The organism is Klebsiella sp. HMSC16C06 (assembly GCF_001808325.1).
In the GTDB taxonomy this organism is placed as follows: Bacteria; Pseudomonadota; Gammaproteobacteria; order Enterobacterales; family Enterobacteriaceae; genus Klebsiella; species Klebsiella variicola.
Map to the genome: position 1 here is coordinate 135,418 of NZ_KV793011.1, position 14,256 is coordinate 149,673.

Here is a 14,256-nt window from a genome sequence, read left to right on the forward strand (position 1 = left end):
CCTGACTGATAAGGAGGTAGCGTAGGGTAGTAACGCAATATTAAAAATTGCGTCACAGCATAAATGAAATAGCACTAAACACCGGCTCACCAAAATACACTCAAAACGGTAGCACAGGCGTTTAAAACAAAAAATGACAAACGGATTTCTTCTGTTGGCTTTGTGACTAAACTATAAAATTGATTTTAAGTAATTTAATTTATCGTCATAAAGCTAAAGTTTTCATCAATGGTGAAATTTAAATGCCATAGATACAACCCCATGATTTGACCCTGTTTTCTTTATTTGTAAGTAAAGTATCTGAGACGAAATTATTTAAAGGCAGGCGACTGTGATGACTATCACCTTTTAAATATTACGGGATCGCTAGATTGGCGACACAACAACCCGATAAAATATGTCAGGACATCTTATGCCTTCACTACTCTTACAATCTCTTTTCCCATTGGTATTTATCATGCTGCTGGGATGGCTTAGCGGTAAACTAGGCTATACCCGGCGCGAGGATGCCTCCGTTCTGGCCACGGTGGTGATCCGCTTTGCGCTTCCGTTCCATCTTTTTATCGGCGCGTTAAATACCCATCCCGATAAAATTAAAAACTTCACCTTTATGGCGGTGTTAGTCATTGGCCTGATGGGGTCCTATTTTCTCGCGCTGCTGATCTCACGCTATGTTTTCCGTCATGATATTAAAACCAGCGCGATTCAGTCGCTGGTTTGCGCCTTCCCCGATATGGCCTACTTTGGCGCGCCCGTTCTGGCGGTACTGATAGGTCCGGAGGGTTTTCTCGGCGTGCTTATCGGAAACCTGGTGACCAGCGTATTGATGATCCCCCTGACTATTATCCTGATTCGCATGGGAGACAAGCACCGGAGCGCGGATGAACCCCAGCTTCACGCCGGGCAGCTGATCCTGCAAAACCTACTGAAGGCCGTGAGAAACCCCATCGTCTGGATCCCAATTTCCGGCGTATTGCTCAGCCTGGCGGGAGTCCAGCTGCCACCTATGCTCAGTATGCCTATTGAAATGGTGGGTAAAATCGCCGGCGGTCTGTCACTGTTCGCCCTGGGACTGCTGTTTTACGGCGAACGCCCGACGGTCAATATTCAAACCTGTACCAATATCAGTATCAAAAATCTGATCCAACCGGCAATGATGGCCCTGGCCGGACTGGCCTTTGGGCTCAGTCATACCTTAATGCAACAGGTTATTATCATCGGCGCGACGCCTTCCGCCATCGCGGCAGGGATGTTTGCGCTGCGCAGCGATACCTATATTGAGCCGGCCTCATCCTCTATTTTGCTGGGTACCGCCATCGGCGTCGTCACCGAAGGCATCATGATTTATCTCATTTCGTAATCACGGAAATAAAACACCAAGACATCAGGCAATGTTTTAATTTGATATTCAGGAGTCATCCAATGTTAGCCACAGAAACCTTATACACTCCCTATAACGGTGCCGTCCTGCTGGAAAATCCGTTATTAAATAAAGGCCTTGCTTTTACCGAAAGTGAACGCACGGCATTTAATCTTCAGGGACTGTTACCCCATAATGTTGAAACCATTGAAGAACAAACCGAGCGCGCATGGGGCCAGTTTTGCCAGTTCAAAAAGAGTATTTCGCGCCATATCTATCTCAGGAATATTCAGGATACTAACGAGACATTATTCTATAACCTGCTGCGCAGTCATATGAAAGAAACGCTGCCGGTGATCTATACCCCGACGGTGGGTGAAGCGTGTGAACATTTCTCAGAAATATATCGCCGGGGACGCGGTTTGTTTATTTCCTGGCCCAACCGTCACCAGATTGACGAAATGCTGCAGGGATTTTCCCGCAATGATATCAAAGTCATTGTGGTGACCGATGGCGAGCGCATTCTGGGGCTGGGCGACCAGGGGATTGGTGGCATGGGGATCCCCATTGGCAAACTCTCGTTATATACCGCCTGCGGGGGTATTCACCCGGCATCCACGCTGCCTATCATGCTAGATGTCGGCACCAACAACCCGCAGCATCTGGAGGATCCGCTGTATATGGGCTGGCGCCATCCGCGCATCAGCGACGAGCAGTACCTGGAGTTTATGGACATGTTTGTCCATGCCATTCAGCAACGTTGGCCGAATGTATTACTTCAGTTTGAAGATTTTGCCCAAAAGAATGCCACGCGACTGCTCAACCGTTATCGTCACCAGCTGTGCTGTTTTAACGATGATATCCAGGGCACCGCCGCCGTGACCTCAGGGACGCTGATCGCCGCCGCGGCCGCGGCCGGGACGCCGATCCGCGACCAGCGGGTAGTTTTCCTTGGCGGCGGTTCGGCCGGATGCGGCATTGCGGAAAAAATCATTGCGCTGATGGTGGATGATGGGCTTTCGCAGGAGGAAGCACGCCGCCGTATCTTTATGGTTGACCGCTTTGGCCTGCTGACGGATGAGATGCCCAATCTGCTCGATTTTCAGCGCGACCTCGTCACGCCGCGAGCCAGTATTGCCCACTGGGATACCGAGTCCGCCCAACTGTCGCTGATGGATGTCGTACGCAACGTCCACCCTACCGTACTGATTGGCGTGTCTGGCCAGCCGGGGTTATTTAGCGAAGAGATAGTGAAGGAGATGCATCGGCACTGCCCGCGTCCGATTATTATGCCGCTCTCTAACCCCACCTCCCGGGCCGAAGCCCAGCCGAAGGATTTGCTGGAGTGGACCCGGGGAAGCGCGCTGATCGCCACCGGCAGCCCGTTCGAACCCGTCTTCTACGACGGCAAAACCTACGATATCGCTCAGTGCAACAACGCCTATATTTTTCCCGGTCTGGGGCTGGGGATCCTCGCCAGTAAAGCGCAGCGCGTCACGGAAGCGATGCTGATCACCTGCAGTAAAACCCTGGCAGCCCACTCGCCTTTGGCGAGCCGTGAAACCGGTGCTTTACTGCCGCCGGTTGAAGAGATCGAAATGATTTCCCGGGCTATTGCCGCAGAGGTCGCTCGCGCCGCGCAGCGGGACGGCGTTGCGCCGCGGATTGACGAGGCACAGCTGGCGGCGAATATCGATAAAACCTTCTGGCGAGCGCGCTACACCGCCTATAAACGATCGTCATTCTGATCGTCATTGCTCCGCTCATCTTACGGGAGGCCGGCTGGCTTCCCGCCACACCGGGGAACCACGCATGTTCAATGTGCTGATCGTCGATGATGATCCCATGGTAGCCGACCTGAACCGGCTGTTTATCAGCCGGGTGGCTGATTTTCACTGCTGCGGGGTGGCGGCGACGATCGGCGACGCCAAAGCGATGCTAAGCCATCTGGCGCAGGTCGATCTACTGCTGCTGGATGTCTATATGCAACAGGAGAATGGCCTGGACCTGCTGCCGGCGCTTCGCGCAGATGGGCGGAATATTGACGTCATCATGATGACGTCTGCCGCCGATACGCTCACGCTACAAACGGCGCTGCACTATGGCGTGGTGGATTACCTGATTAAACCGTTTCAGTTTCCGCGCTTTGAGGAGGCCCTGCAGGCATGGCGCAAAAAGCGTGAGGTGACGCAGGCGAAATCCTGTTATGCCCAGGCGGATATCGACACCCTGCTGCGCCGCGGGATCCCGCAACAGGAAAGCGCCCGCCGCCTGCCGAAAGGACTGACGCCGCAAACCCTTCGCCTGGTGTGCCAGTGGATTGACGACCATCAGGCGCGCGATTTTTCGACCAACGAGCTGGCGGCGGCGCTGCAGATATCCAGGGTGTCATGCCGTAAATACCTGATTTGGCTGGAGCAGATAAACGTGCTCTTCACGACCAATCACTACGGTATCACTGGCCGCCCGGAGTATCGCTACCGGCTTGTCGTCGAGAACCTGATGTTACTGACGCAATATAGCCAGTGAGCCAGGAACGCCCACTGGCTCTCTTTTAGACTACTTCTTTGGGAACAGCTCTTTGCGTTTGTAGGGCTCGATTTCACCCGGCTTGCGCGTTTTCAGCAGCTTCAGGATCCAGGTGTACTGCTCGGTGTGCGGCTTAACAAACACTTCCACTTCTTCGTTCATCCGCCGGGCGATCGTCGTATCGTCTGCGTCCAGCAGGTCGTCCATCGGCGGGCGGACCAGCACCGTCAGGCGATGCGTTTGGCCATCATAGACCGGAAACAGCGGTACGACGCGGGCGCGGCATACCTTCATTAAACGGCCAATCGCGGGCAGCGTCGCCTTGTAGGTGGCAAAGAAATCCACAAATTCACTGTGCTCAGCGCCGTGATCCTGATCGGGCAGATAGTAACCCCAGTAGCCCTGGCGCACCGACTGAATAAACGGTTTGATCCCGTCGTTGCGCGCGTGCATACGCCCGCCAAAACGACGGCGCACGGTATTCCACACGTAATCAAAGACCGGGTTACCCTGGTTGTGGAACATCGCCGCCATCTTCTGCCCACCGGAGGCCATCAGCATCGCCGGGATATCCACGCCCCAGGCATGCGGAACGAGGAAAATCACTTTCTCGTTATTACGCTGCATCTCGTCGATGATCTCTTTCCCCTGCCAGTCGACGCGGGCAAGGATTTTCTGCGGATCGCGCAGGCCCAGCTCGGCCATCATCACCATCGCCTGCGGCGCCGAGGCATACATGGCGTCGATGATCGCTTCCCGTTCGTGCTCGCTTTTTTCCGGAAAACAGTAGAGCAAATTAATCTGCGCCCGGCGCCGCGAGCTTTTCGCCAAACGCCCTACGAAGCGGCCGAGTTTTCCGAGGATCGGATCGCGAAAGGAAGGCGGCGTCAGCGCGATGCCTGCGAAGGCAAAGACGCCCAGCCACGCGCCCCAGTAGCGCGGCAGTAAAAAGGATTTCTCAAACTTAGGGATAAACTCAATATTATTTTTTTTCGTTTCCATGCCCAATCCGCAGGTCGACTGCTTAATCAAGATAATGGGATAGTGTAGCGAGACGTTAGGTAACCTACAAAAGAAAAAGCCGGCGCCCTGGGGCACCGGCTTTCCACTGACCGGTGGTTAGTCAAACCGCAGCTGCGGGACGACCTCTTTGACCTGCGCCAGGTAATCGGTACGGTCGGAACCGCTCAGCCCTTCGGTACGCGGCAGCTTAGCCGTCAGCGGGTTGACCGCCTGCTGGTTGATCCACACTTCATAGTGCAGGTGCGGCCCGGTAGAACGGCCGGTATTCCCCGACAGCGCGATACGATCGCCGCGCTTCACTTTCTGCCCCGGTTTCACCAGCAGCTTACGCAGGTGCATATAGCGGGTGGTATAGGTGCGACCGTGGCGGATAGCAACATAATACCCGGCAGCGCCGCTGCGCTTGGCCACTACCACTTCGCCATCACCCACTGCCAGCACCGGCGTCCCCTGCGGCATCGCGAAATCGACGCCACGATGCGGCGCGACGCGCCCGGTGACCGGATTCAGACGACGCGGGTTAAAGTTAGAGGAAACGCGGAACTGACGCGCCGTCGGGAAGCGCATAAAGCCTTTCGCCAGCCCCGTCCCGTTACGATCGTAGAATTTGCCGTCTTCGGCACGGATAGCATAGTAATCCTTACCGTCGGAGCGCAAACGCACGCCCAGCAGCTGACTTTGCTCGCGCTTGCCGTCGAGCATTTCGCGCGACATCAATACCGAGAACTCGTCGCCTTTTTTCAGCTTACGGAAATCCATCTGCCACTGCATGGCCTTGATCACCGCGCTGATTTCGGTACTGGTCAGGCCGGCATCGCGCGCGCTGGAGACAAAGCTGGCGCCGACGGTGCCCTTCAGCACATTGTTGACCCAGTCGCCTTTCTGCAGCTCGCTGCTCATTTTAAAACCGTTGTCCACACGGGTATAAGTGCGGGTTTCGCGGCGGGACATCTCCCAGGTCAGGCTCTGCAGATCGCCGTCCGCGGTCAGGGTCCAGGAGAGCTGCTGGCCAATCTTCAGATTACGCAGCTCTTTATCGGCGGAGGAAAGCTGGGCGATATCGCCCATATCGATACCGTACTGGTTCAGGATGCTGCTGAGCGTATCGCCAGTCGACACCACATATTCATGACCGCCGGCATCGGTATCGGCCTTCTCGTCGAGTTCATCCTGAGGAATGGCTTCTTCTTCCTGCGGGGCCTGGTCGATCGGCTCGGAGGCTTCCGGCAGCAGGGAACGGATCTCGCTTTTTTCCAGTTCAATGGTTCTGACGATGGGGGCGGATTCCGGGTGGTAAATGTAGGGTCGCCAGACGGCGACCGCTAAGGTAAGAACGCTAAGCGACCCCAACATGACGCGATGAGGTCGTGGCAGATTGTTGAATGCCTGAGTGACAGCGCGGGCTATCTGTTGCACGTATTCACTTCCTCGTTAATCTCCTTTCAGGCAGCTCGAATACTGATTCGCCAGCTGGGTCAGGAATTGCGGGTAACTCGCTTTACCCAACGTAATTCCAGTACCCAGCGGATCCAGGGTTCCCATGCGCACAGACGTGCCCCGGGCAACAGCTTCGATAACCGCTGGCCTGAACTGTGGCTCAGCAAAAACGCACGTGGCCTTCTGCTCAACCAGTTGTGTTCTGATTTCGTGTAAACGCTGCGCACCAGGCTGTATTTCAGGGTTGACGGTAAAGTGCCCCAGCGAGGTCAAACCGTAGTGTTTTTCAAAGTAACCGTAGGCGTCATGAAAAACGAAATAGCCCTTCCCTTTCAGCGGTGCCAGCTCATTGCTAACCTGCTTGTCAGTCGCCGCCAGCGCGGCCTCGAACTGCTGCAGGTTGCTGTCGAGTTTGGCTCGACTCTGCGGCATAAGTTCTAATAATTTATCGTGGATTGCAACCGCCGAAAGCCGCGCTATCTCTGGGGATAACCACAGATGCATATTGTAAATACCGTGATGGTGATCGCCGTCACTTTTTTCTGCTGCGCCGTGGTCATGACCATCATGATCGTCATCGTCATCCGCCCCGGTCATCAGCAGCGGCTTCACCCCTTCCAGCTCCGCGATGGTCACCTTTTTATTCGCCGCAATGCTTTGCGTCGACCTATCCATAAAGGCTTCCATTTCCGGCCCAATCCATACCACTAAGTCTGCGTTCTGTAAGCGTTTTACATCAGAAGGCCGCAGTGAATAGTCATGCTCTGAGGCGCCGTCGGGCAATAGCACCTGAGTATCTGTCACCCCATCGGCGATGGCGGCTGCGATAAAGCCCAGCGGTTTCATGGAAGTCACTACGGCGGCGCTGGCCAGCGGAACCTGCGCGAACAAAAAAACAGCGCCAAGTCCAGCGCAAAGAAGCGTATTTTTATGTAACATAATGCGTCTAGTCATCGAAACGAGTGAATGTGATGTGATATTATAACATTCACTAGCTTGTGCAACCCTAAATTACTATGACAAACCTTGTTACGCTGGAAAATGTGTCGGTGGCCTTTGGCCAACGCCGCGTGCTGTCTGACATTTCGCTGGCACTCACGCCAGGCAAAATATTAACCCTGCTGGGCCCGAACGGCGCCGGTAAATCGACCCTTGTGCGAGTGGTTCTGGGGCTGGTAGCACCAACAGAGGGTGTCATCAAGCGGGAAGACCGCCTGCGGATTGGCTACGTGCCGCAGAAGCTGCATCTTGACGCCACGCTGCCGCTGACCGTCAGCCGCTTCCTGCGTTTGCGCCCAGGTACCCGCAAAGACGACATCCTGCCGGCACTGAAACGTGTGCAGGCCGGGCATCTGATCGACGCGCCGATGCAAAAACTCTCCGGCGGCGAAACCCAGCGCGTACTGCTGGCCCGCGCCCTGCTCAACCGCCCACAGCTGCTGGTGCTGGATGAACCGACCCAGGGTGTTGACGTCAATGGCCAGGTGGCGCTTTACGATCTTATCGACCAGCTGCGCCATGAACTGGACTGCGCAGTGCTGATGGTATCGCACGACCTGCATCTGGTGATGGCCAAAACCGACGAAGTCCTGTGCCTGAACCAGCATATCTGCTGCTCCGGCGCGCCGGAGGTGGTCTCCATGCATCCGGAGTTTATCTCCATGTTCGGCCCGCGCGGCGCGGAACAGCTGGGGATTTACCGCCACCACCATAATCACCGCCACGACCTTCAGGGGCGAATTGTACTGCGTCGGGGAAACAGCCGCTAATGATTGAACTTCTGTTACCTGGCTGGCTGGCCGGGATGATGCTGGCCTGCGCCGCCGGTCCGCTGGGCTCCTTTGTGGTCTGGCGCCGCATGTCCTATTTCGGCGACACGCTGGCGCATGCGTCGCTGCTCGGCGTCGCTTTTGGCTTATTACTTAACATCAATCCGTTTTATGCGGTGATCGCCGTGACTTTGCTGCTGGCCGGCGGGCTGGTGTGGCTGGAAAAACGCCCCCATCTGGCGATCGATACCCTGCTGGGCATCATGGCGCACAGCGCACTGTCGCTGGGGCTGGTGGTGGTCAGTCTGATGTCTAACGTCCGCGTCGATCTGATGGCGTACCTGTTCGGCGATCTGCTGGCAGTGACGCCGCAGGATTTGATTGCCATCGCCATTGGCGTAGTGATTGTGATTGGTATCCTGCTCTGGCAGTGGCGACCGCTGCTGGCGATGACCATCAGTCCGGATCTGGCGTTTGTCGATGGCGTGAAGCTGCAGCGCGTGAAGTTGCTGTTGATGCTGGTCACCGCTCTGACTATCGGCGTGGCGATGAAGTTCGTCGGCGCGCTGATCATCACTTCCCTGCTGATTATCCCGGCCGCCACCGCCCGCCGTTTTGCCCGCACGCCGGAGCAGATGGCCGCCGTGGCAGTGGGCGTGGGCATGCTGGCCGTTACCGGCGGGTTAACCTTCTCGGCCTTCTACGACACCCCGGCCGGGCCGTCGGTGGTGCTGTGCGCCGCCGTGCTGTTTATTCTCAGCATGACAAAAAAAGCCGCCAGCTGAAAATGAAAAAGCCCGGTCGCGCTGCTGACCGGGCCTCATAATGAACGACACATCCGTCGCGAACTAGGGCATTTCCGGCGGCGTGATCCCGAAATGATTCCAGGCGCGCACCGTCGCCATTCTTCCCCGTGGCGTACGCTGCAGAAAACCCTGCTGAATTAAGTAGGGCTCCAGCACATCTTCAATGGTTTCCCGCTCTTCGCCGATCGCGGCGGCGAGGTTATCCAGCCCCACCGGCCCACCAAAGAATTTATCTATCACCGCCAGCAGTAGTTTACGGTCCATATAGTCGAACCCTTCCGCATCGACATTCAGCATATCCAGCGCCTGGGCAGCAATGTCGGCAGAGATGCTGCCGTCGTGGCGCACTTCCGCGAAGTCGCGCACCCGGCGCAGCAGACGGTTGGCAATACGCGGCGTGCCGCGTGAACGACGGGCCACTTCCAGCGCGCCTTCGTCGCTCATCTCCAGCCCCATATGGCGGGCGCTGCGGCTGACGATATGCTGCAGATCGGGTATTTGATAGAACTCCAGACGCTGCACGATGCCAAAGCGGTCGCGCAGCGGAGAGGTCAATGAACCGGCCCGGGTGGTGGCGCCAATCAGGGTAAACGGCGGCAGATCGATTTTGATGGAGCGCGCCGCCGGACCTTCGCCAATCATAATATCCAGCTGATAGTCTTCCATCGCCGGGTAGAGCACCTCTTCCACCACCGGCGAGAGGCGATGGATCTCATCGATAAACAGCACGTCATGCGGTTCGAGGTTGGTGAGCATCGCGGCGAGATCGCCCGCTTTCTCCAGTACCGGGCCGGAGGTGGTGCGCAGATTCACCCCCATCTCATTGGCGACAATGTTCGCCAGGGTGGTTTTCCCCAACCCAGGCGGGCCAAAAATCAGCAGGTGATCGAGGGCGTCGCCGCGCAGTTTCGCCGCCTGGATAAAGATCTCCATCTGCGAGCGCACCTGCGGCTGGCCGACATACTCTGCCAGCAATTTTGGGCGGATGGCGCGGTCAACGGCCTCTTCTGCGCCGCTGCTGTCTGCCGATACCAGCCGGTCTGCTTCAATCATCCCTTACCTCACAACGCGGCGCGCAGCGCTTCGCGGATTAGCGTTTCACTGTTGGCGTCCGGACGGGCGATCTTGCTTACCATCCGGCTGGCCTCTTGCGGTTTATAGCCCAGCGCGACCAGCGCGGCAACCGCTTCCTGTTCGGCATCATCTGCCGTCGGGCCTGCCGGCGAGGTCAGCACCAGATCGGCCGCCGGAGTGAACAGGTCGCCGTGCAGCCCTTTGAAGCGGTCTTTCATCTCGACGATCAGGCGTTCTGCGGTTTTTTTGCCAATCCCCGGCAGCTTCACCAGCGAGGCGACTTCTTCCCGCTCAACGGCATTGACGAACTGCTGCGCCGACATGCCGGAGAGGATCGCCAGCGCCAGCTTTGGCCCCACGCCGTTGGTTTTAATCAGCTCTTTAAACAGCGTACGTTCCTGTTTGTTGTTAAAACCATACAGCAGCTGGGCATCTTCACGCACCACAAAGTGGGTAAAGACTATCGCCTCCTGACCGGCCTCCGGCAGCTCATAGAAGCAGGTCATTGGCATATGCACTTCATAGCCGACGCCCGCCGTTTCCAGCAACACCAGCGGGGGTTGTTTTTCGAGAATGATGCCTCTGAGTCTGCCTATCACATGGGGCTCCTGCGTTATGGTCTAAGTATCTGGCGGTATCATAAAAAAAGGCTGGATAGATATCCAGCCTGATTTGCGATTATCGTAAGCGCCCTCGCGCCAGATTGAGCCGGGTCTCGCTGACCTGAGCAACATTCTGGCTGATATGGCAATGGGTGATGGCAATCGCCAGCGCATCCGCCGCATCCGCTTGCGGATTGGCAGGCAGTTTGAGCAAGGTGCGCACCATGTGCTGAACCTGGCTCTTTTCGGCGCTGCCGATCCCGACAACGGTCTGCTTGACCTGACGGGCGGCGTATTCAAACACCGGCAGCGACTGATTGGTCGCTGCAACGATCGCCACTCCGCGCGCCTGCCCAAGCTTTAACGCCGAATCGGCGTTCTTCGCCATAAAGACCTGCTCAATGGCGAAATAGTCGGGCTGAAACTGGGTGATGATCTCCGTCACCCCGGCGTAGATCAGCTTCAGCCGCGACGGCAGATCGTCCACTTTGGTGCGGATGCATCCGCTGCCAAGGTAGCTCAACTGCCGTCCGACCTGGCGGATCACGCCATAACCGGTGACGCGCGACCCCGGGTCAATGCCGAGAATAATAGCCATCACGCGCCTCCGGTTAACCGTGGATGCGACTGCATCACAGGGTGGCCGCGACCTCGTCGGAGATCTCGCCGTTATGGTACACTTCCTGCACGTCGTCGCAGTCTTCCAGCATATCGATCAGACGCAGCAGCTTCGGCGCCGTCTCGGCATCCATATCCGCTTTGGTGGACGGGATCATCGAGACTTCGGCAGCGTCGGCTTTCAGGCCAGCGGCTTCCAGCGCGTCGCGCACGGCGCCCATCTCTTCCCACGCGGTGTAGACGTCGATGGCGCCGTCGTCATAGGTCACCACGTCTTCTGCGCCAGCTTCCAGCGCCGCTTCCATAATGGTGTCTTCATCGCCTTTCTCGAAGGAGATGACGCCTTTCTTGCTGAACAGGTAGGACACGGAGCCGTCGGTACCGAGGTTACCACCGGTTTTGGTGAAAGCGTGACGCACTTCCGCAACGGTACGGTTACGGTTGTCGGACAGACATTCCACCATTACCGCGGTACCGCCAGGGCCATAGCCTTCGTAAATGATGGTTTCCATGTTCGCGTCTTCATCACCGCCGACGCCGCGCGCGATGGCGCGGTTCAGGGTGTCGCGCGTCATGTTGTTTGACAGCGCTTTATCAACGGCCGCACGCAGGCGCGGGTTGGAAGCCGGATCGCCGCCGCCCAGACGCGCCGCAGTCACCAGCTCGCGAATGATTTTCGTAAAGATTTTACCGCGTTTAGCATCCTGTGCCGCTTTGCGGTGTTTGGTGTTGGCCCATTTACTATGACCTGCCATAAAAAACTCTCCAAAAAGCGCGCCCTTTCAGGCGGCGTTAATTACAAATTCTTCAATCGCCTGCCGGTTGCTCCACGACTTGGTCAGCGCAGCGGCTTCCGTCGCGCTGACCCAGCGGTAGGCCAGATGTTCGGTGAAGGTAATCTCCCGCTCATGAGGCAGCGCAAGACAGAACCAGAATTCTGTATTGCGCTCTACACCCGGCGCATAGCGATGACGCAAATGAGAAAATATCTCGAACTCCACCGTGCGCTGACAGTCAATTAAGGTCAGTTGCTCGCAGGCAACATCAATGGCGACCTCTTCCTTTACTTCACGCGCGGCGGCCTGCAGCGCGGTCTCTCCTGCTTCCAGGCTGCCGGTCACCGACTGCCAGAACGCGGGATCGTCGCGCCGCTGTAACATCAGCACCCGTTTCGTATCTTCGGCGTAAATCACCACCAGCACCGAAACGGGCAGCTTAAATGACATATTACTTGTTCTCCAGAGACGCTTTCGCCTCTTTCTCCACAACCTGAATACCCAGTTCACCGAGCGCAGCCGGATTGGCGAAGCTTGGCGCTTCGGTCATCAGACAGGCCGCGGCGGTGGTTTTCGGGAAGGCGATAACGTCGCGGATGTTATCGGTACCGGTCAGCAGCATGGTCAGACGGTCAAGACCGAACGCCAGACCCGCGTGCGGCGGCGTACCGTATTTCAGCGCATCCAGCAGGAAGCCGAATTTTTCACGCTGCTCTTGTTCATTAATGCCCAGAATACCAAATACGGTCTGCTGCATGTCGCCACGGTGAATACGTACAGAACCGCCGCCGACTTCATAACCGTTAATGACCATATCATAGGCGTTCGCTACGGCCTCTTCCGGCGCAGCTTTCAGCTCGTTCGCGGTCATATCTTTTGGCGAAGTGAACGGATGGTGCATCGCCGTCAGGCCGCCTTCGCCGTCGTCTTCGAACATCGGGAAGTCGATCACCCACAGCGGCGCCCATTTGCTCTCGTCAGTCAGGCTCAGGTCTTTACCGAGCTTCAGACGCAGCGCGCCCAGCGCGTCCGCCACCACTTTCTTGTTGTCGGCGCCGAAGAAGATCATATCGCCGTCCTGCGCGCCGGTGCGTTCGAGGATCGCTTCCACGATCTCAGCGGTGAGGAATTTCGCCACCGGGCTGTTGATCCCGTCCATGCCTTTCGCACGCTCGGTCACTTTAATATAGGCCAGCCCCTTCGCGCCGTAGATCTTCACAAAGTTGCCGTATTCGTCAATCAGCTTGCGGGTCAGAGAGGCACCGCCCGGGACGCGCAGGGCCGCCACGCGCCCTTTCGGATCGTTGGCCGGGCCGGCAAAGACCGCGAATTCGACGGACTTCAGCAGATCGGCAACGTCCACCAGCTCCATCGGGTTACGCAGATCCGGTTTATCGGAGCCATAGCGACGTTCGGCTTCGGCGAAGGTCATGATCGGGAAATCACCCAGGTCGACGCCTTTAATTTCCAGCCACAGCTGACGCACCATTGCTTCCATGATCTCACGCACCTGCGGCGCGGTCATAAAGGAGGTTTCCACGTCGATCTGGGTAAATTCAGGCTGACGGTCGGCACGCAGGTCTTCATCGCGGAAACATTTAACGATCTGATAATAGCGATCGAACCCGGACATCATCAGCAGCTGTTTGAACAGCTGCGGAGACTGCGGCAGCGCGTAGAATTTGCCTTTATGCACGCGGGAAGGCACGAGGTAATCGCGAGCGCCTTCCGGGGTGGCTTTGGTCAGCATCGGAGTTTCGATGTCGAGGAAGCCATGGTCGTCCATAAAGCGGCGCACAAAGCTGGTGATTTTCGCGCGGGTTTTCAGACGCTGCGCCATTTCCGGACGACGCAGGTCGAGGTAGCGGTATTTCAGACGCGCTTCTTCGGTGTTGACGTGATTGGAGTCCAGCGGCAGCGATTCTGAACGGTTAATAATCGTCAGATCGGAGGCCAGCACTTCGATGGCGCCGGTGGCCATGTCCGCGTTGATGTTTTTCTCTTCACGCGCGCGGACGGTGCCAGTGACCTGAATGCAGAACTCATTACGCAGTTCAGAGGCTAATTTCAACGCATCCGCACGATCCGGGTCGAAAAACACCTGAACGATGCCTTCGCGGTCGCGCATATCGATAAAAATGAGGCTACCGAGATCGCGACGGCGGTTGACCCAACCACACAGAGTCACCTGCTGCCCAACGTGGGACTGTCGAAGCTGTCCGCAATATTCTGTACGCATGAGATATCCCTTAACTTAGCCGT

At 56.8% G+C, this 14,256-nt stretch carries 14 protein-coding genes; 5 read left to right on the plus strand and 9 right to left on the minus strand.

Annotation, left to right across the window (positions count from 1 at the left end; all coding sequences use genetic code 11):
* The first annotated feature begins 412 nt into the window (after positions 1 to 412).
* The 3 genes from HMPREF3142_RS17990 to dcuR all read left to right on the plus strand — a co-directional run bounded on the left by HMPREF3142_RS17990 (position 413) and on the right by dcuR (position 3,889).
* Complete coding sequence (locus HMPREF3142_RS17990; protein ID WP_064171059.1) at positions 413 to 1,360, plus strand: AEC family transporter; 948 nt, start codon at positions 413 to 415, stop codon at positions 1,358 to 1,360.
* Between the two features lie 62 nt (positions 1,361 to 1,422).
* On the plus strand, positions 1,423 to 3,108 hold the full coding sequence (locus HMPREF3142_RS17995) for an NAD-dependent malic enzyme (protein ID WP_008804255.1): 1,686 nt from the start codon (positions 1,423 to 1,425) through the stop codon (positions 3,106 to 3,108).
* A gap of 64 nt (positions 3,109 to 3,172) precedes the next feature.
* Positions 3,173 to 3,889 carry a two-component system response regulator DcuR gene (dcuR, locus tag HMPREF3142_RS18000; protein ID WP_008804254.1) on the plus strand — a complete coding sequence of 239 codons (717 nt, stop codon included), beginning with the start codon at positions 3,173 to 3,175 and terminating at the stop codon, positions 3,887 to 3,889.
* Between the two features lie 30 nt (positions 3,890 to 3,919).
* Here the strand turns inward: dcuR and lpxM are convergent, their stop codons facing one another.
* From lpxM to znuA, 3 genes are all read right to left on the minus strand, one after another.
* A complete protein-coding gene (lpxM, locus tag HMPREF3142_RS18005; protein WP_008804253.1) occupies positions 3,920 to 4,891 on the minus strand; it encodes a lauroyl-Kdo(2)-lipid IV(A) myristoyltransferase in 972 nt (323 codons plus the stop codon).
* A 117-nt stretch (positions 4,892 to 5,008) separates the two neighbouring features.
* A complete protein-coding gene (gene mepM, locus HMPREF3142_RS18010) occupies positions 5,009 to 6,328 on the minus strand; it encodes a murein DD-endopeptidase MepM (RefSeq protein WP_012541251.1) in 1,320 nt (439 codons plus the stop codon).
* A gap of 15 nt (positions 6,329 to 6,343) precedes the next feature.
* Complete coding sequence (gene znuA, locus HMPREF3142_RS18015; protein WP_008804251.1) at positions 6,344 to 7,288, minus strand: zinc ABC transporter substrate-binding protein ZnuA; 945 nt, start codon at positions 7,286 to 7,288, stop codon at positions 6,344 to 6,346.
* 110 nt (positions 7,289 to 7,398) lie between these two features.
* Here znuA and znuC point away from each other — a divergent pair, with 110 nt between their 5' ends.
* A complete protein-coding gene (gene znuC / locus HMPREF3142_RS18020; RefSeq protein WP_229531798.1) occupies positions 7,399 to 8,118 on the plus strand; it encodes a zinc ABC transporter ATP-binding protein ZnuC in 720 nt (239 codons plus the stop codon).
* Positions 8,118 to 8,903: a zinc ABC transporter permease subunit ZnuB gene (gene znuB / locus HMPREF3142_RS18025; RefSeq protein WP_008804249.1), complete on the plus strand. Its 786-nt coding sequence runs from the start codon at positions 8,118 to 8,120 to the stop codon at positions 8,901 to 8,903. Before znuC ends, znuB begins: the two co-directional genes overlap by 1 nt.
* Positions 8,904 to 8,966: 63 nt before the next feature.
* Here znuB and ruvB read toward each other — a convergent pair whose 3' ends face one another.
* From ruvB to aspS, 6 genes are all read right to left on the minus strand, one after another.
* Positions 8,967 to 9,977, minus strand: a complete 1,011-nt coding sequence (gene ruvB / locus HMPREF3142_RS18030) for a Holliday junction branch migration DNA helicase RuvB (RefSeq protein ID WP_012541250.1) — start codon at positions 9,975 to 9,977, stop codon at positions 8,967 to 8,969.
* Positions 9,978 to 9,985: 8 nt separating this feature from the next.
* The gene (ruvA, locus tag HMPREF3142_RS18035; RefSeq protein ID WP_002911454.1) at positions 9,986 to 10,597 is read right to left on the minus strand and encodes a Holliday junction branch migration protein RuvA; all 612 of its coding nucleotides are present in this window, start codon (positions 10,595 to 10,597) and stop codon (positions 9,986 to 9,988) included.
* Between the two features lie 79 nt (positions 10,598 to 10,676).
* The gene (ruvC, locus tag HMPREF3142_RS18040) at positions 10,677 to 11,198 is read right to left on the minus strand and encodes a crossover junction endodeoxyribonuclease RuvC (RefSeq protein ID WP_008804247.1); all 522 of its coding nucleotides are present in this window, start codon (positions 11,196 to 11,198) and stop codon (positions 10,677 to 10,679) included.
* Positions 11,199 to 11,232: 34 nt separating this feature from the next.
* The gene (locus HMPREF3142_RS18045) at positions 11,233 to 11,973 is read right to left on the minus strand and encodes a YebC/PmpR family DNA-binding transcriptional regulator (RefSeq protein WP_002911459.1); all 741 of its coding nucleotides are present in this window, start codon (positions 11,971 to 11,973) and stop codon (positions 11,233 to 11,235) included.
* A 27-nt stretch (positions 11,974 to 12,000) separates the two neighbouring features.
* A complete protein-coding gene (gene nudB / locus HMPREF3142_RS18050; RefSeq protein WP_002911477.1) occupies positions 12,001 to 12,444 on the minus strand; it encodes a dihydroneopterin triphosphate diphosphatase in 444 nt (147 codons plus the stop codon).
* Between the two features lies 1 nt (position 12,445).
* Entirely contained in the window at positions 12,446 to 14,233 is a 1,788-nt protein-coding gene (gene aspS, locus HMPREF3142_RS18055; protein WP_008804246.1) for an aspartate--tRNA ligase, read from the minus strand.
* Positions 14,234 to 14,256: the final 23 nt, after the last annotated feature.